Source organism: Paenibacillus sp. PvP094, assembly GCF_040546835.1.
Taxonomy (GTDB): domain Bacteria; phylum Bacillota; class Bacilli; order Paenibacillales; family Paenibacillaceae; genus Paenibacillus; species Paenibacillus illinoisensis.
Window position 1 is genome coordinate 2,447,602 of record NZ_JBEPOM010000001.1, and the last position, 20,995, is coordinate 2,468,596.

Below are 20,995 nucleotides of genomic sequence, written 5' to 3' on the forward strand. Positions count from 1 at the left end.
AGCGAATGAAGTCTTTTTTGGATGAACAATTTTTGCTGCACAATGAGACAGCCGTCAAGTTATATGAGGATTACGCCAAGGACATGCCGATAATTGACTATCACTGCCATCTCAGTCCACAGGAGATCTACGAGAACAAGACGTTTGGCAATATTACGAAAGCCTGGTTGTACGGGGATCACTACAAGTGGCGGTTAATGCGGGCAAACGGTATCGAAGAGCAGTACATCACTGGCGGTGAGGGCGTGACCGATTACGATCGTTTCCTGGCTTATGCCAAAACCGTACCCATGATGATCGGCAACCCGTTATATGCCTGGTCCCACCTGGAGCTGCAGCGGTACTTCGGGGTATATGAAGTGTTGAATGAGAGCAGTGCTCCAGGAATCTGGGAAAAAGTAAATGCCAAGCTGAACAGTGAAGGGTTTGGCGCACGTGACCTGATCACGAAATCCAATGTCACAGTTGTGTGCACAACCGATGATCCTTGTGATTCTCTGGAATACCATCTGAAGATTCAGGAAATCGAAGGCTTTGATACAGCGGTGCTGCCTTCTTTCCGTCCGGATAAAGGGCTTGAACTGAACCGGGATACCTTCATCGAATGGGTGGGCAAGCTGTCTCAGGCTTCGGGTACAGCAATCTCTGATTATGATTCATTCCTCTCTGCACTGGAATCCCGGGTGGAGTTTTTCCATTCCGTAGGTGGCAGAGTTTCCGACCATGCACTGGACTATGTGCCATATGGCAAGGCAACACGGGAAGAAGCGGCAGCCATTTTTGCCAAAGCACTCGCAGGTCATCACGTGAGCCGTGAGGAAGAGGATAAATACAAGACCGTTACACTGACATTCCTGGGCAAGCTATATGCGGAGCGGGGCTGGGTAATGCAGTTCCATATGAATGCAGCCCGTAACAATAACAGCAGGATGTTCGCTCAGCTTGGACCGGATACCGGATATGACGCGGTGAATGATACGCCGCTTTCTTCTGCGATGATCGGTCTGCTGGACGCACTGGAGCAGGAGAAGGCACTGCCCAAAACCATTCTATATTCCTTGAATCCACGGGATAATGAAGTGCTGGCTGCGATTGTCGGCAGCTTCCAGGGCGGCGGTATCCCGGGCAAAATTCAGCTTGGCGCAGCATGGTGGTTCAACGATACCAAGGACGGCATGCTCGCTCAGATGAGAGCACTGGCCAACGTCGGTTTGCTGAGCCGTTTTGTGGGAATGCTGACGGACTCTCGCAGCTTCCTCTCCTATACAAGACACGAATATTTCCGCCGTCTGGTCTGCAACCTGATTGGGGAATGGGTGGAACAAGGAGAGGCGCCGCATGATATGGAATTGCTCGGACAGATGGTTCAAGGCATTGCCTACAACAATGCCAAGGAGTACTTCCCATTCTCGGCTTCCCTCAAAACCGTATCTGCTTCGCAGTCCTGATTGACATTGAACTTTTCAAAACCGTGGCGAACTGCCGCGGTTTTTTTGTGGTGTCATTTACCTATTTGACTTCCACTGCTGACGAAAATATAATTAGGATACCTAATTAATTGATATACTATTTAATAGTGATCCTATGTTAATTGAGAATTCATTGAGAATGTAAAAAGGAGGAACCCTATATGACAGGTCTGGATCCAGTGGCCCAGAAGCTGCTGTATTCCATCATGCAGTTTAATAAAGGCAAATGGAGACAGCATAAGCCCCACGGTCGCAACCATAATGAAATTATGGTATTGGCCTGTTTGCTCCACGGTTCACATCCGGGAGAGCGTCTGGATTGGCGAGATAATCCTCCCGATTTCAACAGCGAATTGAATGAAGATCATCCAGGACTGAAAGTATCGGAGATCAGTGCGCTGCTGCGAGTAAAATCGCCGACAATCACCCCAGTCATTCGTGGTCTTGAGGACGAGGGACTCGTCAAGCGAACTATGGACCCCGATGATCGCCGTGCCGTACGCATTACGATTACGGAAGCAGGCCGTGATATTATTCGGGCTGCTCATGAAGAGCGCATGCAGATATTCAACAGATTGGTTGAGCATCTGGGAGAGGAAGACAGTACCCAGTTAGCCGAGCTGCTGACGAAAGTATATAGCTTTTTTGACTCGCTCGCGTCCATACAAAAGGAGCATTCAACAGAAGGAGATGATACGCCATGATGAAATTGTTTCGCATGCTCAAGCCTTATCGAATTCCCATTATCTTCATTTTGGGTCTGGTATTGCTGCAATCGCTCGCCGAGCTGTACCTGCCAACCTTGATGGCCGATATCGTCAATTTTGGTATCGTCAAAGGTGATGTTCCGTACATTTGGCAAATTGGCGGCTGGATGCTGGTGATTGCCATTGGGGGTACAGCGTGTTCCGTATTGGCCAGTTACCTGTCTTCCCGTACAGCAGGCGGATTTGCCAAGCAGCTGCGCAGCCGGGTTTTCCGCCACGTGGAGAATTTCTCGCTGCAGGAATTTGATAAGCTGGGCACCGCATCCCTGATCACCCGTACGACGAATGACATTACGCAGGTTCAGAACGTATTAACGATGATGCTGCGCATGATGATTATGGCTCCGATGATGTGTATCGGTGGTATCTTCATGGCGGTATCCCAGGACGCCAAATTGTCTACGATCTTCCTGGTCGTGCTGCCTGTACTGGCGGGTGCCATTGCACTGATTGGGGCCAAAGGTCTGCCGCTATTTAAACAAATCCAAAAAAAGCTGGACCGGCTGAATTTGGTTCTGCGTGAGCAATTAACAGGTATTCGTGTCGTTCGTTCCTTCAACCGCGGAGAACATGAACGCGTTCGTTTTAACGGAGCGAATACGGATCTGAGAGATGCTTCGATTAAAGTTAACGTTCTAATGGCGACCTTGATGCCTGTTATGATGCTTGTCATGAACTTCTCCATGATCGCCATTCTATACTTCGGAGGACAGCGCATAGACAGTGGAAACATGAATATTGGTTCCCTGATTGCGTTTATCCAGTATGCGATGCAGATCATGTTCTCGCTGATTATGGTTTCCATTATTTTTGTCATGATTCCAAGAGCTTCTGCATCCGCAGAACGGATCAACGAAGTGCTGGATATGCAGCCTGACCTTAGTGATCCAGAGCAGCCTCGTGGCATGAAATCCCTGCAGGGCACTATTGAATTCGACAATGTTACCTTCCGTTATCCGGGAGCAGAGAATGCGGCATTGTCGGCTATTTCGTTTACAGCCCGTCCCGGAGAGACCACAGCCATTATTGGCGGTACAGGATCAGGGAAATCCACGCTGCTCAGCCTTATTCCCCGTTTCTATGATGTAACAGAAGGCAGTGTACGGGTGAACGGTACGGATGTACGTGAAATTAGTCAGGAAGATTTACGAGCGAAAATTGGCTTTGTGCCACAAAAGGCAGTCCTCTTCACGGGAACGATTGCGGAGAATATCCGACACGGGAAAGAAGATGCCACGATGGAGGAAATCGTTCATGCAGCCCGGACGGCTCAGGCCGAGAACTTCATTTCCGAGATGAAGGACGGGTATGACAGCCTTATTGCTCAAGGTGGTAATAACGTTTCTGGTGGACAGAAACAGCGTTTGTCCATTGCACGCGCACTTGTTCGCCGCCCGGAAGTGTATATTTTCGACGACAGCTTCTCCGCTCTGGATTTCAAAACAGATGCCAAACTTCGTGCAGCGCTGAAATCCGAAACGACTGAAGCGGCGGTGCTGATTGTTGCACAGCGAGTAAGTACAGTAATGGATGCAGATCGCATTCTGGTTATGGATGAAGGACGCATTGTTGGTTCCGGTACCCATAAGGAACTGCTCGCGAACAATGAAGTGTACCGCGAGATTGTATCATCCCAGCTGACAGAGGAGGAGATCGCATGAGTGAGCGTACCGAACATAAAAGCAAAGCACCACGTTCCGGCGGGCCAGGTCACCCTGGTGGCGGTATGGGCATGCGTCCTCCGGGTGAGAAGCCGAAGGACTTCAAAGGTACGCTGCGGCGGCTGATCAAGTATCTCCAGCCACACCGTTATCGTCTGCTCGGTGTATTGGTAGCTGCAATCCTCAGTACCGTGTTCAGCATTATCAGTCCGAAGGTTATGGCTGAAGGAACTGATATACTGAGCCAAGGCGCCATTGCCATTCTGCAGGGCATACAGGGCGCGGGTATTGATTTTCCTGCATTAATGAAGGTGCTCTACCTGCTCTTGGGATTGTACCTGTTCAGTGCAGCATTTATGTATATTCAGCAATACCTGATGGCTGGTGTTGCCCAGCGAGTGGTTTATGACATGCGTGAGCAGATCAGCGCCAAAGTGGGCCGGCTGCCACTGAAATACTTTGACTCCCGTACCCACGGGGAGACGCTCAGCCGGGCGACCAATGATGTGGATAACATCAGTAATACGCTTCAGCAAAGTTTGGCACAGTTTATTACTTCTGTCGTTACCATTGTCGGCGTAATTATCATGATGCTGACGATTAGTCCATGGATGACACTGATCACCATTTTGACGCTGCCACTCAGTGTAATCGTTGTGATGTTGGTGGCATCCCGTTCACAAAAGCATTTTGCGGGACAGCAGAAATCACTGGGTGAGCTGAACGGACATGTCGAGGAGATGTACACCGGACACAAGGTCGTAAAAGCATTTGGACGCGAAGAACAATCGGTACAGCAATTCGAGAAAGTCAATGAAGAGCTGTATGAATCGGGCTGGAAGGCTCAATTTATCTCAGGGATCATCATGCCGCTTATGAGTTTTGTTGGTAACCTGGGTTATGTTCTGATCTGTGTCGTCGGCGGGATTTTTGTTACACGCGGCGCCATCTCGATCGGGGATATTCTGGCGTTTACGCAGTACTCTCGTCAGTTCACACAACCGATTAACCAGATTGCAAATATCTCCAATATCATTCAGTCCACCATTGCTTCGGCAGAGCGGGTGTTCGAGCTGCTGGACGAAGAGGAAGAGGTACCAGAGTCCAACCAGCCAGTACAATTACAGCAGCCCCAAGGAGCGGTTGCGTTCCAAGGTGTTAATTTTGGATATAAACCGGATGAACTGCTTATCAAAAATATGAATATTGATGTAAAACCGGGTCAGACCGTAGCCATTGTAGGGCCAACGGGAGCCGGTAAGACGACACTGATCAACCTGTTGATGCGTTTCTACGAAATCCAGGATGGAAAAATCACGATTGACGGTGTCGATATCCGGGACATGGAACGCGGCAAGCTGCGTAGTCTGTTCGGAATGGTGCTTCAGGATACATGGCTGTTTAACGGAACCATTCGCGACAACATCGCGTATGGGCGTGAGGGTGCAACCGAAGCAGAAGTGGTTAAGGCGGCAGATGCGGCCCATGCCGATCACTTTATCCGTACGCTGCCGGATGGCTATAATACCGTGCTGAACGAAGAAGCCTCCAATATCTCTCAGGGACAGAAACAGCTGTTGACGATTGCAAGAGCTATCTTGGCGAATCCGTCCATTCTTATTCTGGATGAAGCAACGAGCAGCGTGGATACCCGGACCGAGGTATTTATTCAGAAAGCAATGAATGATCTGATGAAGGATCGTACCAGCTTTGTCATTGCTCACCGCTTGTCGACGATTCGTGGCGCGGATCTCATCCTTGTCATGGATCACGGTAATGTCATCGAACAGGGCAATCATGAGGAATTGATGGCACAGCAAGGATTCTACGCGGATCTGTACAACAGCCAGTTTGCAGAGCAGCAGCCGCAGGCGATCTAAATGAAACGATGCATATAAAGATATAAAAATAAGCCGGGGCTCCTAACAGGGGAGTCCCGGCTTATTTGTTGTGCAGTATCCGTTGTACAGTATCCTTTTGCCGCAAATTTGAAAATAAATTACTTGTCTTTGGATTCCACCACAGCTGTACGATCTGCGTCATCACGGGAATCGACCTTCTCTTCGGGCTTTGCGTCCGTGTTCGCTTCTTGGAGAGCTGACGGGGCGGGTTCGCCCGGAATTTGCTCACGCTGTTCAAGCATGCGTTTCACGACCTCATAACAGTCATCGACATGTTTGTTACCCACATAACGCATGGCTGTGAAGCTGAGAGCCGCGGCTAGACCTTGGCCTGCAAGTGGAACGAACTTGGCCACGGATTTGGTGGCTACGCGTATTCCGACCCGTTTCAGTACCTGAACGACAAGCTCCTTCGTTACCATGCGTCCAATGACTTTGCTTCCGATGGACATGACGAATCCGTAAATCATGGATTTGGTTTCAGGGTCCATGCCGTCGAGCTGTTTTTGCGATAATCCGAATTTATTGTTAATGGCAGGCAATAGCTGCATCAGCATCCCCACATCAGCCAGTACGTCTGTACCAGGTAAAGGGACAAGTGTAGTACCAGCAGAAGCGGTTGCTCTCTTGCGGACCATCGTGCGGCATTCCTTGCGGACTTGCTCCAATTGTTCCAACGTTGCCGGAATCATAGGAAATCCCTCCATTCGTATATGGTATAGATATAACCGATTTAGCTCCTTTTGAATGGCGTTTCCCCAGTGAAGTGGAATATAGGGTGAGGAGTAACCTTTTCTCTCTATCGTGCGTTTAGTAAAAAAAGGAAAATACTCATTTCATGTACGATTTCTAGTTATTACGGATGTGAGGGGGATTACGATGCATACCCGGTTATATGTACAACTGTTATTATGTTGTGTATGTTGGCTGTTCATTACAAGCTGTTCAGAACAGGAGGGGAAGGACCAGATGGAATCCAGTACCAATCAGGAATTATCCGCTGATGAACGGAATGCACTTCTGAAGCAAATCGAGCCTAAACAAATTGAGGCGATGAACAGATTGGGGTTGCAGCTGATTAGAGAGCTTGGAGCGCAGGAGGCACCCAGTGAGAAGAATCTGCTGATCTCTCCTTACAGTATCGCTGCAGCTATGGGTATGGCATATCTTGGCAGTGAGGGAGAAACAAGGCGGGAAATGGCAGAAGCGCTGGGTTGGTCGGAATGGGAAGATAGGCAGTTAAACACGACGGATGCCGCGCTGCATCAATTGTTAATGCATCCAGGCTCTGGAATAGAGATGGGGATTGCTAGTGCCGTGTGGATTAAGAATGGAGTCACGGTAGAAGATGCGTATAAAGCTAACCTGCAGCAAACATTTGAAGCCGAAATCGAGTCATTACATACACAACCCGAACTGGCCAAAGATGAAATTAATCATTGGGTGGAAGAGCATACTCGTGGCATGATCCCTCAATTGTTGCAGGAATCACCTGCAGGGGAAACGCTCATGATACTGGTGAATGCCATAGCATTTGACGGTAACTGGACGAATGAATTTGAACCTGAGCATACAAAAGATGGCGATTTCCGGCTTGCAAACGGAAGCACGGTGTCTGTACCGATGATGCATCAGTCCAAGCAATTCCATTACACGGAAAATGAGGAATGGCAGGCCATTCGGCTTCCCTATGGGAATGAACAAATGTATATGCTGATTGTATTGCCACGGGACGGTCATACGTTGGAAGAAATCCAGCAGCAGCTGGAGGATCATCCCCAAAAGCTGAATGAACAATCTGACTTCAGATTGGTAGATTTGTCTCTGCCCCGTTTTCGAGCCGAGTATGGAGTTCATTTAAAAGAAGCCATGCAGCAGCTTGGTATAGAGAAGGCCTTTGATCCGTATACTGCTGATTTTACAAAAATGATCCCGCGTGGACCGGACTGGCAGGCCTATATTGGCCAAATTATCCACCGAGCTGTGATGGAAGTGAGTGAGCAAGGAACTGTAGCGGCTGCCTCTACACTCTTGGAGATGAGAGCCGGGAGTGCTCCACCCACGGATCGTGTCAAGATGGAGGTTAGTCGTCCATTTATGGTTGCTGTGGTGGATAATTCAACTGGAGCATGGGTTTTCGCTGGTGCCATCCAACAACCTGAACAGGTCGCTTCCCACTGACATCTTAGTAAGTAAAAGTATTGGCTCTTTCGTTACTGCTTCAACCATGACGGCTAAAGGGTAAACAAGCATTAGAATGGAGGAAGAGAGCGATGGCATTTAACAAAGCACTGTTAATTCATCACAATCATGCCGGAAAAGCGAATCGTGCGGATGCTGTAGGTACTGCAGCCGGAGTACTTGCGCCTGCTGTTCGTGAGCTTGTTGTTGTACGCACGGACGAACCCGGCGAGGGGGAAGCCTTGTGCCGGGATCGCGGGGAACAGTTCGATGTCGTTTTTATTTTGGGTGGGGACGGTACGGTGCATGAATGCGTGAATGGACTGGCGAGTCTGCAGAACCCGCCGCTGATTGGGATTTTGCCTGGGGGGACCTGTAATGATTTTGCACGTTCTCTCGGATTGTCACCGGATGTGGAGGTTGCCGCACGTCAGCTGCTTGAGGGTCATGCTGTTTCGATTGATATTGGGCAGGCCAATGATCGGGTATTTACGAACTTTTTTGGCATTGGATTAATCAGTGATACATCGCAGAATATTAACTCCAACCTGAAGGGTACGCTGGGTAAGCTGAGCTACTTCATCAGCACATTGCAGACCATTAGTAACACCGAGCCTTTTCATTACCGGATGGAGGCAGACGGCAAAACAATGGAAGGGGAAGCCGTCATGATCTACGCGGCGAACGGACGGTTTCTTGGAACGAATTCACTTCCATTTGCCCCAGATGCGCTGCAGGATGGCGAACTGGATATCCTCATTATCCATGAGACGGGCATTCCGCTGCTGCGAGAGATCCTGTCGCACAAACCGGAGGGAGAGTGGCAGCCTCAGAATGAAAGTATCAGTTACTTCAAGGCGTCAACCCTGCTGCTGGAGACGGATGCTCCGATGCCCGTTGATACGGATGGCGAATTGTACATGAAAACACCCGCCGAGCTGTCGGTGCTGGCGGGTCATCTGACTTTTTTGACCGGAGATGTGTACTAAGCACTTCTCTGGTTCTTTTTTTATATCAATTACCCTTGCCGCGCAGGGCCTGTCATCTGACCTGCGGCATGCCGTTCACGGAATTCATGCTCCAACATACTCATGAGAATGGCATCATGATATTGGTGGTTGTAGTACAGTGCATCTCTGCGGATACCTTCCTGCTGGAAGCCAAGCCTCTCATAGGTACGAACGGCTCGCTCATTGAAGGCATATACCTCAAGCTCGATTCGGTGCAGGTTGCAAATGCCAAAGCCGTAATCAAGCATCAACAGCAGCGCTTCACTGCCATAGCCCTTGCCTTGATGCTCTGCACGATCGATGCCTATTCGCAGGTGTGCACTGCGGTTCTTGGCATGCATGTCCATGAGGACAACCTCGCCGATGAGCTGATCATTTTCCTGTAAGGCGATGAGCAGCATGAGCCGGGAGTCGTCCTGACCTGCGTTCTCGACAAAGCGTTCCACTTGTGTACGGGTAAAGCTGTTCTGTGTTCCTGTAAGTTTTCGCATCTCAGGGTCAAACAGACCTGGAAAGTAGTCATCGACATCCGTCGTCTCAAACGGACGAAGATAGATGCGTTCTGTCTCCAGCAGACGGGGAACACGTGGGGATGATGTTGGTTGGGACATTCGTGATACCTCCTAAAAAGTCAAACATCTGGGGCATGACAAGTGGTCTGTCACTATCAATGCTAATGTACTAATCGTCACTGGATACGGACATGAGTATATCTCGTTAAATTATACTTCACTTTCGCTGAACGGCCCCATCCAGAAATAAGGAAACCAGCTCATGAGCCAAGTCTTCAATGCTTCCATGCATGCTGCGCACATCCTCCCGGTTCGCGAGCATGAGCAGGGAGGTGAATGCTTGGGCGAGCAGCATAGGGTTCGCAGAGCGCAAATAACCGCTGTCCATCTCCCGTTTGAAATGTGTGGCGAGAACATCGAAGATCTGAGTCTCGGCTTCACGGATCTGCGCAAGCTGGTCGGCACTCAGATAGGACTCGGCTTCACGCATCATGGTTTCCGTGTCCACATGGGACTGCTGCATTTTGGCTGCAGCAACACTCTCCAGCCGCTGCTGCAAGGAGCCGGGCTCTTCCAAACGAAGTGCAGTCTGCTGCCTGCCCATATCCATCATACGCGTTATGGCGACAGTGAAGAGCTCCGGTTTGCTGGAAAAGTGATAATAGATGGACGCCTTAGTCACATGGCATAGTGAGGCAATCTGCTGAAGAGAGACCGGTTCATAACCATATTCCATAAATAACTGCGAAGCAGTCATTAATATCTTGGACTGGACTGATGTCTGATCGGTACCTGCTTTGGGTCTTCCTGGTGACCGGGAAGGTGTAGTCTTTTTAGACATGCGGCATACCTCTTTACATAAAAAATTATCTTGGCATAAAGTGTTCAAAAAATTAGTATTGCAAAATTAACCTTACGGTATATATAATTAATTCGATTATACTATGACCCGTGGTTCATTTCTACAATTTATATACAAGACGGTTTCATAGAAACAGAACAGGAGATGAAGAAACGATGCAAGAAGGATCGGGCTATGGCCGCTGGGTTGCGGGCAAACGAACCAAATGGATTACACTGTTAGTATGGATTATTATTGCGGTTGTACTCGGTGTGGTATGGCCAGCCGTAGGCGAGCGCGAAACGAATAACGCACAAGACCTGAGTGATTCCAAACCGTCCGTACAGGCAGCAGCGATTGCCCAGCGGGAGTTTCCAGGTGGGGAAGGCCTCCCTGCATTAATTGTATGGCATCAAGCTGGCGGGTTGACGGATCAGCAGATCGAACAGATTCAGGCGCTAACCGAGCGGCTGGATCAGGATCCGGTAGAGCAGCAGCAAGCGGTTGTGCCGTTGTACCAATTGCCACCGCAGGCCATTCAAGGCCAGCTGTCGGAAGACGGAAGTACGCTGGTTATGCCGCTTTTCTTCAATGAAGGCGCAGACTCTGAACAGCTAAAGGAAGGCATCGAGGCAGTTGAACAGAAAACGGAGGACATTTTTGGTTCCAATCCGTTCGACGTAGCCATTGATGATGCCAAAGCATTAAGCGCACGGGTCACTGGACCGGTTGGTATATCCATCGATGCGAGCGGGCTTTTCTCATCGGCCGACGTATCCCTGTTGATCGCAACAGTGATTCTCGTTTTGGTATTGCTGCTGCTGATCTACCGTTCTCCGGTACTGGCGATCATCCCCATTATTGCGGTTGGTTTCGCCTACATGGTCACAAGTCCGATTCTTGGATTCATGGCGGATCAGGGCTGGATTACGGTTGATGCACAGTCCATTTCCATTATGACCGTATTATTGTTCGGAGCAGGTACGGATTACTGCCTGTTCATGATCTCCAGATTCCGTCAGATTCTCTATCATGAACCGGACAAAAAGAAAGCGTTGTTCCAGGCCATCACCGGATCATCCGGTGCGATCGCCATGAGTGGATTCACAGTCGTTGCAGCCCTGCTCGTGCTGCTGCTGGCTGAGTACGGTGCATATCACCGTTTTGCTGTTCCATTCAGTTTGTCCATTTTCATCATGTTTATTGCCAGCTTGACGCTGGTTCCGGCACTACTTGCCATCTTCGGGCGGGGATCATTCTACCCGTTCGTACCGCGTACGCACGAAATGGAAGTGGAGCGTGCCAAGAAAAAAGGAAAACCGGCTCCGGCTCCGCGCAAAATCAAGGAAAGCTGGATTGGTCGCACAGTTATCACCAAACCATGGACTGTACTGGCCATTACGCTGGTACTGCTCGGTGGACTGGCTGCCTTCTCCAGCCAGATCAAATTTACGTATGACCTGCTGTCTTCCTTCCCGGAAGACGTACCTTCACGTGAAGGATTTACGGTCATTGGGGAACAGTTTTCCGAAGGCGAATTGGCCCCAGCCAAGGTCATTATAGATTCAGAGGGCAAGGAAACCGATCTGAAGCAGCGTCTCGAAGCATTGGATTATGTAAGCAAGGTGGGTGAAGCTCAGCAGGGTGCGGAGAATGCTAACATCACCGCCTATGATGTCGAGTTTAACTTGAATCCGTACTCCATGGAGGCCATGCAGCATATTCCGGATTTGCGGGCGACGGCTGAGCAGGCATTAACTGACGCAGGAATTACCAGTGTGGACAGTCACGTCTGGATTGATGGCCAAACTGCAGAGCAGTACGACATCGAAGTGACCGGAGAGCGGGATGCGAGCATCATTATCCCTGTTGTCATCGGCATGATTACATTGCTGCTTTTGTTATACCTACGTTCTGTTGTAGCGACGGCGTATCTGATTGCCACAGTGGTGCTCTCCTATTTCTCGGCCCTTGGTCTCGGATGGCTTATCATCCATTATGGCTTGGGTGCAGATGCCATTCAGGGTGCGATTCCGCTGTATTCATTCGTATTCCTGGTCGCACTCGGTGAGGACTATAACATCTTCATGATCTCAAGTATCTGGCAGAAACGCAAAACGATGCCTTTACGCCAAGCGATCAAGGAAGGTGTAGGCGAGACAGGTTCTGTTATTACTTCTGCAGGTCTGATTCTCGCAGGTACGTTTGCTGTACTGGCAACACTGCCTATTCAGGTATTGGTGCAGTTCGGAATTATTACGGCAGCGGGTGTGCTGCTCGATACATTCCTTGTCCGTCCATTCATGGTACCGGCCATTACAACCTTGTTGGGCAAATGGGCATTCTGGCCAGGCAAATACAAGCCTGTCGCCGAGGAAGCAAGAGAGAAGCAAACGTCCTCCATGTAATTTGAAGTCCGAATTCAGACAGGATGGATCCATGCACCCTCGTGTGAGCAGCGCATGGACTTAGAAGATGCGGGCAGTGCGAACAACAGCACTGTCCGCATTTTTATGCCAACTCTGAGGGGATGGTTTACGTATAACAGGGTTTTGGGACATAATAGAGGGAACGTTGGTCCAGGGGCTGACGGATGAAAGTACATCAATGGGACAACCAGGGGAAGGATGAAAGTAAGTAATGACGAACCAACTTAATGTGTATTTTAACCATGACGGCGGCGTGGATGACCTCGTATCGCTGTTCATGCTTCTGCAGATGGATAATGTAAAAGTTACAGGTGTATCGGTCATTCCGGCAGACGGATATTTGGAGCCAGCGACCGATGCCAGCCGTAAAATTATTGATCGCTTCGGTACGTATTCCGTCGAAGTATCGAAATCTAACTCCAGAGGTAAAAATCCGTTTCCTGCAGCGTGGAGATTGCACTCCTTTTATGTAGATGCACTGCCTATACTGAACGAATCTGGCAAAATGGAAGCGCCTTTGTCAGCTGTTCCGGCTCACCAGCACCTGATTGAGAAGGTTCGTAACACAGAAGGCAAAACACTTCTTTTGTTCACGGGCCCACTGACAGACCTCGCACGTGCACTTGACGAAGCACCAGACATTGAAGAGAAAATCGACAAGCTGGTCTGGATGGGCGGTACGTTTGAAAAAGGAAACGTGGAAGAGCCTGAGCATGACGGCACAGCGGAATGGAACGTATTCTGGGATCCAGAAGCAGCTTACCGTGTATGGGAAAGTGGCATCCAGATCGACCTGGTTGCACTGGAGAGCACGAACAAAGTACCTCTTACACCTGCTGTGCGTAATCGCTGGGCAGCCGAGCGCCGCTTCGAAGGTGTGGACTTCCTCGGAAACTGTTACGCAGGATGCCCGCCACTGGTGTACAGTGAAACGAATTCCACATATTATCTGTGGGACGTGCTGACAACAGCTTCCGTTGGTCGCGAGGATATCGTGAAGAAGAAAACCGTGAATTGCATCGTAATTCCAGATGGTCCTAGCCAAGGCCGTACGGTAGAGCAAGCCGACGGACGTCCAGTGCAGCTGGTGTACGATACGGATCCGGATGCATTCTTTACTTATATGACCGATCTGGGTAAAAAGGCTGCTCCGCAGCGCTATTAATCCAGACAACCACAAGGTTTTCTTCTACTACTAGAAGATTATAAAAAAGCCGCAGGCAGAGCGCCCAGGATTTCTTCCGGGGTTCTGCCGTGCGGCTTTTTGTTATTTTGAGTCACACAAACATAGCTGCGCGTCAAAGCGTTCTCCGTGAATCCAGGATTCGACGGATAATGGAGCATCAACGATTACATCGTTCCGCCACCTTGGCGAATGGAAGGAGGAATTTTCTCTGGTCCCTGGTTAATATACCGGTTAATAAATGTACCGACTTTGGCATCGTCGAAGGTGTCCAGCTTCATCGTTTTGGTCCAGGCCGTCACGACGACTTCACTGCCCTCTGGAATATCCTTGTTTGGTACAGCCAGTATGCCGGCCCCTGCCTCACGGAACTTGGTCAGATATTTCAGATGCTCCTTCAGGTCGTCGCTGGCATCCTCACGATAGTAGATGATGATATCGCCATGCTCCAGATTGTGAACAAGATAAGGATATCCCGGGAAATCGGTGTAAAAGCCAAACTTGATGTCATGTGGGTTATGAGGCCCTGAAGTGGGAATGGTCATGTCGTAATCAATAGGGTCTTCCGTATGTTCTGCACCATAGTAAGGATCTTCCGTTACTTCAATGTTGGCGTTAGCGTTAAGATCAGCCACGTCATATTTGTCGAATGCACCTTGCGTGAAGAACAGAATAAGGATAATGACAGAGACGCCGAGCAATGTGTGTGCAGCCAGCCGGATGGACCGGCTTTTCTTTTTGATGGTGGCTCGTTCATCCTTCTTCATATGACTTAGTACTTTCCCCTGTGTACGCGACGCTAGGATATAAGCTGCGATGGAGAGCAGCAGCAGGACTGTTCCTACAATGAGCCAGACATAGGATGTTCCTGCCTCGTGGTTCATTTGCATATGATTCATATCGTGATTCATCGATAGATCCTCTTCTTTCTTTTCTAAAATGGAAATAGCCTTTAATAACACTACATCATGTAGTGTTTAACTGCGCCGAGAATCCTTCTTCAAGGAAACAGTGAAGTTCCCGGTACGTAAATTCAAACATAAGGTTTGCACTACACATTATAGTGTATCGAAGATGCCAGTGCAATCCTGGATCGGGAAACGAAAAAAGACTCTTCTGAACAAAGCAGAGGAGTCTTTTCGTAGATGTAGTTTTGAAATGAAAATCGGATTACAAACGACCAAATGGTGAAAGCATCATGCCCAGAATTCCAAGAATGGAGCCTGCGAGCAAACGGTACAAAATGTAGAGCAACACAACGTTGGCAATAAGGACGGTATACATGCTGTCGATGGCTGACTTCGTACGATTGAGCGGATGTTGGAACAGCACCGCATTCATACCTGCAAAAACAATGACATACGAGACAACTAGAAAGAAAATTGCGATCGGATATGAAATAAAGATAAACAAGTTCGCGAGCACGAGCGCTGCAACAGACGGAACAAGTAGGGTACCATACTGTGCTACCAGCGTTTTCGGACGAAACGTGATTTTCTCGATTTTCAGTACAGCGTAGATCAGTACTACAGCCACAAGCAGGATGATCGCGGTAAACAGCAGCGGGCGGATGAATCCAGCTACGAATAAACCACTCATATCTAACCGGCTGAAGGTAAGTAAAAAGTATGTAGAGGACAGGATTGCAATGAGAGCCATCGTAATTAATCCATTCAGCGCATGTTGATCACCGACGGTTTTCATCGTTTGGTAAGGACGGGCTAGGACGCTAAGAAAATAGGATATGTACTGTTTGCTGACTTCTTTGGCTTGCTGAACCTTCTCATTTTGCATGACATTGTTCCACTGATTGGCGTCACCTGCAGACGAGTGGTTATTCGGGCCGGAATTGTCATACGTCTGGTCATGAGGTGTTGGAGCAGAAGGTGTACGGGATGGAACGGATTGAGAAGGTGCTGCTTGCGTACTGGACCAACGTGTATATTCCGATTCGGCAGCAGCTGCTGATTCGTGGTCACGGGGAGTGGTAGAAGAAGATGGGGACTGAGTCAGATCTGTACCACACCTCTCGCAGTAATGTGCATTTCCATTTTCATGATTACATACCGGGCATTTCATAACAGGGGCCTCCAATTTCATATATGAAGTAATATAGACATTTTGTCTCATTTTAACGTTTGGTGCCAAAGTTTGTCTATGTTTACAGCGTAATTAATAACCGTAATTTCCCAAATGAAACAAACGGTGTATCAAAAATGATTTTCCAAGCAACAATATTATAGGAAGTCATCAGGTAGAGAGTTTTCGTTTACAGTGGAATTGGCATATGAATTTCGGTGTTTTTTTGGTCATCGTTCGCTTTTATGTGTTATTTGCATGTTAAGTATATCTTTTGGGTTGCCTCCTACCTCATATTTATGTATAATCAAACGTGTTAACACGTCGAATGTACGGTAGTAAATGATGAAGGTGAATTCATGGAACTGCTGGACAGTAATGAAAGCAAGAAAAAGATGTGCCAGTATTACAACGAAATTTCGAAGGAGCTATTCGGCTTCGGTACCACTCTCCTGAGAGTGACCGTGGATCAGAATATTGTGACCTTCTTTGCCAAGCACCGACGTTCGCCACGCTCTGACGCCCTGGAAGGGGAGGCCCCCGGCTTGAAGCTGGAAGTGGACTTCCGCATGTCTGTCTTATATAAGAAGAAATTCCGGGAGAAGCTCGAGCAGCACATGGGTTTGCCAATTGAAGCTGTACTAAGGGATTACGATGCGTCCACACAGTGGGCCATTACGAATATCATTCTGGAACAGGCATAACGTGGATCGACTGGTTCGATTCGGGTCATGCGCGCGTTTCGATTATATCGTCCCCAACAATTTCATATGATGGCGTCTAGTCTTCGGATTGATTCTGAAGCAGAAACCAATGATGTACCGGCAGCGGGTGTCGCTTTCCTTTGTTTACGAAGAAAAGTGTTCTTGTTCTTACAAGAATGCTTTTCTTTTTGTTTTTTTTATACACATCACACATTTCAGGAGGAATTCAGGATCATGATGAAAAAGTGGGTTAGCGGTTTGGCAGCAGTGGCAATGACATCGGTATTACTTGCAGGTTGCGGCAGCAGCACAGATGATGCGACAGGTGGATCAGGCAGCGAGGGAACAGCAGCGAACAAACTGGTGATCTCCACGTGGGGCTTCTCCGAAGATTTCTTCAATGAAGAAGTATTTGGTCCATTCGAAAAAGAACATAATGTGGACATCGTGCTTGAAGTCGGCAACAACGCTGAGCGTCTGAACAAAATCCGTCAAGGTACATCGAATGTCGATGTCATTTACCTCTCCGACTACTATGCACAACAAGGTATCGATGAAGGTCTGTTTGAGAAAATCGATCGTTCCAAAATTCCGAATGTTAATGATATTTACGATATTGCCAAAGCACCACTTGGCGAAGACTATGGCCCGGCTTACACCGTTGGACAGCTCGGGATTGCCTACAATCCTGACCTTGTCTCCAAAGAAGTGACTTCATGGAGTGATCTGTGGGATCCGGCATTTGAGAATAACCTGACGATCCCGAATATTACAGCAACAGCAGGCCCAATGGTCGTGGATGCAGCTTCCCGCGTAGCAGGAAACGATACATTTAATGAAGATGCGGCATTTACGAAACTGAAAGAATTGAGCGGCAATGTTGTTAAATTCTACAGCCAAACGTCCGAGTTCGTGAACATGTTCTCGCAAGAAGAGATTGCAGGCGGACCGATCATGGAAATGTATTTCAAGGACCTGAAAGCAGCTGTGCCCAATGCGAAGTTTGTTGCACCTAGCGAAGGCGCATATGCAGTCATGAATACAATCAACGTGGTGAAAGGCAGCAAAAACAAAGAACTCGCCGAAGAGTTCATTAACTGGCAGCTGAGCCAGGATGTACAAGCGAAGTCTGCCAAAGCAAAAGTGGATTCACCAGTAAACACCAAAGTTGAATTGACTGCAGAAGAAGCAGAAGGCGTGACGTATGGCGCTGACGTGGTTGAGAAGCTGAACAAGCTGGATATGGAATTCGTGAACCAACAAGCGAAAGCTTGGACGGATCGTTGGAACCGTGAAATTGCACAATAAGAAACATTGGATAGAGCTAGATAAGAACGACAGATAGCGACTTATCAGAATGAATAACCTTTGCAGCAAGCATGATGAATGGTAAGGAGTGGAGAACGTATGAGTGAGGCGTTACAACGTATCATTCTGGATGTAGATACGGGTATTGATGATGCGCTGGCCATTTTGCTGGCCGTCAAGAGCCGGAAGCTGGACATTCTCGGCATTACCACAGTCTGCGGGAACGTATCGCTCCAGCAGGCAACGGATAATACATGCAAGATTCTTGAACTGGCGGATGCGCCTGATATTCCGGTGATGGCTGGAGCGGCTAGTCCGCTCACCCGACAATCACATTATGAACATCGGGTACATGGACAGGATGGATTGGGCGGAGCACTGCCTGATCCGGCCGTGTCCAAGCAAGCGGAAGAGGGTTTTGCGCCGGACTATATTATAGAGCAAGCCAAGCTGTATCCCGGTGAACTCACGCTGATTATGACTGCGCCATTAACCAACCTGGCACTTGCCTTGCTGAAGTGTCCAGAACTGCCTTCTTTATTGAAGGAAGTGATCTTCATGGGTGGCGTTGTTCGCGGACATGGCAATATTACACCGACGGCAGAGTACAATACGTACGCTGATCCGGAAGCTGCACGCATTGTTCTGCATGCAGGCATTGAGAAGCTTACGCAGGTTGGCCTGGATGTTACGCGTCAAACGCTGCTGAATGAAGCTACAATTGAACGTCTCACAGATCCTGCGCTGCGTGCATACGTGGCTCAGAGCACAGAGATTTACATCAACCGTTACGAACAAATGAATGGTATCCGGGCTTGCGCTCTGCATGATCCGCTGGCAGTGGGCGTTGCCCTTGCACCTGAACTGGTAGGACGCAAATCGTATTACGTGGATGTCGAAACAGCCAGCCGCCTGTGCGATGGCCAGATGGTATGTGACTTTCAAAACCGTTTGGGCCAGCAGCCGAACACGCTTGTCTGCGAAACGGTGGACGCGGAAGCGTTCCTTGAACTTTTTATTAACGCATTAAATGCGTAGCTATGATCTTTACGAAATTTGGGTTCAGTCTAAAAATCAGTCCCTACGTATTTCGCTGCTAGTGGAGGGGACGGAATCGATTCTGTAGAAGCGAAGCGTTCGCCTTTATCCTTGGATTTTTCCTTCATAAGAAGGAGATCAAAAAAACCCAAGGATAACAGCGATCGAAAGAACGATTCGGACCGGAACGGTTGGTGCGATCAACGTAAAGCACTATTTTTGAAATGTGCCTAAATGGGACGTAGGAATAAAACCATTTTATAAGTCAGGAGTACCGCGATGAAGAAATCAGTAATCTACTGGCTATTGCTGCCGGGGTTCGTGTTTTTGGCGGCATTTATGATCATTCCGATTGTCCTGACGATCGGATCAACGTTTTTCCAGGAAAACTCCTTCACATTTGAAGGATACATGCATTTTTTCAGAGACCCTTACTTTTTGAAAATATTGCTTACGACGCTGCAGGTCAGCGTGGTCACCACCCTTGTCTGTGTGGTGCTCGGATTCCCGACAGCTTATTATATTTCGCAAAAAGCGCCGCGCCGCAAAGGTATCCTGCTGGCACTGGCCATTTTCCCATTGCTGACAAGCCCGGTTGTACGCTCGTTTAGCTGGATGATCATTCTTGGACGCAAAGGTCTGATCAATAATGCACTGGTTGGCCTGGGCATCGTGGATAAACCGCTGGATATCCTGTACACGCCGGCAGCCATGATGATTGGTCTGACTCACCTGTTCCTGCCACTCATGATCATCTCTCTGGTCGGTGTGCTTGAGAACATCGACAATGACCTGCTCAAAGCGGCACAAAGTCTGGGAGCTTCCCGTATCACGGCATTCCGCCGTGTCGTATTCCCGCTGGCTGTGCCAGGACTTGTGATCGGAGCCGTGCTTGTATTCGTCGGAAGCCTTACGGCGTATACGACACCGGCGCTTCTTGGAGGCAAGCAGCGTGTTATCGCCACGTTCCTGTATCAAAACGCCATGACCCTTAACGACTGGTATCTGGCCTCGGTCGTTGCCGCAATTATGATTGTCATCACGTTTGTCGTGGTAGGTGTCATGAACAAAATGGCCAAAACTTTAAATCCGAAGGGGTAGACACATATGCGGGAGAAACATATCGGGCTGGGCCTGTTCAGTCTGCTGGTCTTTATCTTTCTGCTGGGCCCGCTTCTGATCATATCGGTCACTTCGTTTGAACCGGGAACGGTACTCAAATTTCCGCCGGAAGGCTTCTCCTTCCGTTGGTACGAAAATATTTTCAACACAGGCGGTTTCCTCCGCACGTTCCAGACGTCCATCATCATTTCTCTGCTGGGGAACCTGCTGGCGCTGCTTCTCGGAGTACCGGCTGCCTATGCACTCAGTCGTTACGATTTCAAAGGCAAGTCATTGCTGAACGCTCTGTTCCTGTCCCCGGTACTCATTCCGGGAATCGTGCTTGGTTTTACATTGATGAAATATCTGATCGTGATCTACCATCTGCCGATGTATTTGGGTCTGCTGATCGGTCATACGATTATCATGCTTCCATTTATCATTCGCGTCATTGCTTCCAGTCTTTCGAGCTTTGACTTTGCCGTGGAAGAAGCTGCACTGAGTCTCGGCGCAGGGCGGGTAAGAACGTTCTTCCAGATCGTGCTGCCCAACATTCGTTCGGGGATTCTGGCGGCCGTGCTGATTGCCTTCCTGGAGTCGTTCAACAACGTGGATATCTCCGTGTTCATGACGGGGCCGGGGGTAAGTACACTGCCGATTCAGATGCTGACGTATGTGGAGAACTATTTTGACCCAACAATTGCAGCCATTTCCGTGCTGCTGATGGTACTGACCGGACTTTTAATGTTCGTGATCGAACGGATCATGGGCGGATTTTCATACTTTACTAAACGTTAATTGGAGGCGCAGA

The 20,995-nt window shown here is 48.8% G+C and carries 18 protein-coding genes; 13 read left to right on the plus strand and 5 right to left on the minus strand.

The genetic code is table 11. The annotated features are described in order from the left end of the window. The first annotated feature begins 5 nt into the window (after positions 1–5). From uxaC to ABIC22_RS11365, 4 genes are all read left to right on the plus strand, one after another. On the plus strand, positions 6–1,448 hold the full coding sequence (uxaC, locus tag ABIC22_RS11350) for a glucuronate isomerase (protein WP_354480869.1): 1,443 nt from the start codon (positions 6–8) through the stop codon (positions 1,446–1,448). Between the two features lie 182 nt (positions 1,449–1,630). Then, the gene (locus ABIC22_RS11355) at positions 1,631–2,173 is read left to right on the plus strand and encodes a MarR family winged helix-turn-helix transcriptional regulator (RefSeq protein ID WP_154894668.1); all 543 of its coding nucleotides are present in this window, start codon (positions 1,631–1,633) and stop codon (positions 2,171–2,173) included. Next, entirely contained in the window at positions 2,170–3,897 is a 1,728-nt protein-coding gene (locus ABIC22_RS11360) for an ABC transporter ATP-binding protein (protein WP_354480871.1), read from the plus strand. Before ABIC22_RS11355 ends, ABIC22_RS11360 begins: the two co-directional genes overlap by 4 nt. Continuing rightward, positions 3,894–5,777, plus strand: a complete 1,884-nt coding sequence (locus ABIC22_RS11365; RefSeq protein WP_354480873.1) for an ABC transporter ATP-binding protein — start codon at positions 3,894–3,896, stop codon at positions 5,775–5,777. Before ABIC22_RS11360 ends, ABIC22_RS11365 begins: the two co-directional genes overlap by 4 nt. 119 nt (positions 5,778–5,896) lie before the next feature. On the opposite strand, the gene ABIC22_RS11370 is transcribed toward ABIC22_RS11365, so the two are convergent. Beyond that, positions 5,897–6,490, minus strand: coding sequence for a hypothetical protein (locus ABIC22_RS11370; protein ID WP_127537372.1), 594 nt, complete (start codon positions 6,488–6,490; stop codon positions 5,897–5,899). Positions 6,491–6,767: 277 nt separating this feature from the next. Between ABIC22_RS11370 and ABIC22_RS11375 the strand changes: the two genes are divergently transcribed. Continuing rightward, positions 6,768–7,979 (plus strand): serpin family protein, encoded by a 1,212-nt coding sequence (locus tag ABIC22_RS11375; protein WP_354480875.1) that lies wholly within the window; start codon positions 6,768–6,770, stop codon positions 7,977–7,979. 92 nt (positions 7,980–8,071) lie between these two features. Beyond that, complete coding sequence (locus ABIC22_RS11380) at positions 8,072–8,968, plus strand: diacylglycerol/lipid kinase family protein (RefSeq protein WP_354480876.1); 897 nt, start codon at positions 8,072–8,074, stop codon at positions 8,966–8,968. Between the two features lie 29 nt (positions 8,969–8,997). On the opposite strand, the gene ABIC22_RS11385 is transcribed toward ABIC22_RS11380, so the two are convergent. Together ABIC22_RS11385 and ABIC22_RS11390 are read right to left on the minus strand one after the other, a co-directional pair. After that, positions 8,998–9,600, minus strand: a complete 603-nt coding sequence (locus tag ABIC22_RS11385) for a GNAT family N-acetyltransferase (protein WP_127537369.1) — start codon at positions 9,598–9,600, stop codon at positions 8,998–9,000. A 118-nt stretch (positions 9,601–9,718) separates the two neighbouring features. After that, on the minus strand, positions 9,719–10,342 hold the full coding sequence (locus ABIC22_RS11390; RefSeq protein WP_354480879.1) for a TetR/AcrR family transcriptional regulator: 624 nt from the start codon (positions 10,340–10,342) through the stop codon (positions 9,719–9,721). Between the two features lie 176 nt (positions 10,343–10,518). Between ABIC22_RS11390 and ABIC22_RS11395 the strand changes: the two genes are divergently transcribed. Next, the gene (locus ABIC22_RS11395) at positions 10,519–12,750 is read left to right on the plus strand and encodes an MMPL family transporter (RefSeq protein WP_354480881.1); all 2,232 of its coding nucleotides are present in this window, start codon (positions 10,519–10,521) and stop codon (positions 12,748–12,750) included. Positions 12,751–12,982: 232 nt separating this feature from the next. Then, positions 12,983–13,936: a nucleoside hydrolase gene (locus ABIC22_RS11400; protein ID WP_095290977.1), complete on the plus strand. Its 954-nt coding sequence runs from the start codon at positions 12,983–12,985 to the stop codon at positions 13,934–13,936. Between the two features lie 185 nt (positions 13,937–14,121). On the opposite strand, the gene ABIC22_RS11405 is transcribed toward ABIC22_RS11400, so the two are convergent. Both ABIC22_RS11405 and ABIC22_RS11410 read right to left on the minus strand, forming a co-directional pair. Continuing rightward, on the minus strand, positions 14,122–14,865 hold the full coding sequence (locus ABIC22_RS11405; RefSeq protein WP_354480882.1) for a thioredoxin-like domain-containing protein: 744 nt from the start codon (positions 14,863–14,865) through the stop codon (positions 14,122–14,124). Positions 14,866–15,124: 259 nt separating this feature from the next. Then, on the minus strand, positions 15,125–16,033 hold the full coding sequence (locus ABIC22_RS11410; RefSeq protein WP_354480883.1) for a hypothetical protein: 909 nt from the start codon (positions 16,031–16,033) through the stop codon (positions 15,125–15,127). Positions 16,034–16,392: 359 nt separating this feature from the next. Between ABIC22_RS11410 and ABIC22_RS11415 the strand changes: the two genes are divergently transcribed. The 5 genes from ABIC22_RS11415 (at position 16,393) to ABIC22_RS11435 (ending at position 20,982) form a co-directional block, all read left to right on the plus strand. Continuing rightward, entirely contained in the window at positions 16,393–16,737 is a 345-nt protein-coding gene (locus ABIC22_RS11415) for a Na-translocating system protein MpsC family protein (protein ID WP_095290982.1), read from the plus strand. Between the two features lie 237 nt (positions 16,738–16,974). Further along, entirely contained in the window at positions 16,975–18,045 is a 1,071-nt protein-coding gene (locus ABIC22_RS11420) for an ABC transporter substrate-binding protein (protein ID WP_095360327.1), read from the plus strand. 99 nt (positions 18,046–18,144) lie between these two features. Beyond that, the gene (locus tag ABIC22_RS11425; protein WP_354480885.1) at positions 18,145–19,083 is read left to right on the plus strand and encodes a nucleoside hydrolase; all 939 of its coding nucleotides are present in this window, start codon (positions 18,145–18,147) and stop codon (positions 19,081–19,083) included. A 279-nt stretch (positions 19,084–19,362) separates the two neighbouring features. Next, complete coding sequence (locus tag ABIC22_RS11430; protein WP_095290986.1) at positions 19,363–20,184, plus strand: ABC transporter permease; 822 nt, start codon at positions 19,363–19,365, stop codon at positions 20,182–20,184. Between the two features lie 6 nt (positions 20,185–20,190). Next, a complete protein-coding gene (locus ABIC22_RS11435; RefSeq protein ID WP_127537362.1) occupies positions 20,191–20,982 on the plus strand; it encodes an ABC transporter permease in 792 nt (263 codons plus the stop codon). The last annotated feature ends 13 nt before the right edge of the window (positions 20,983–20,995 follow it).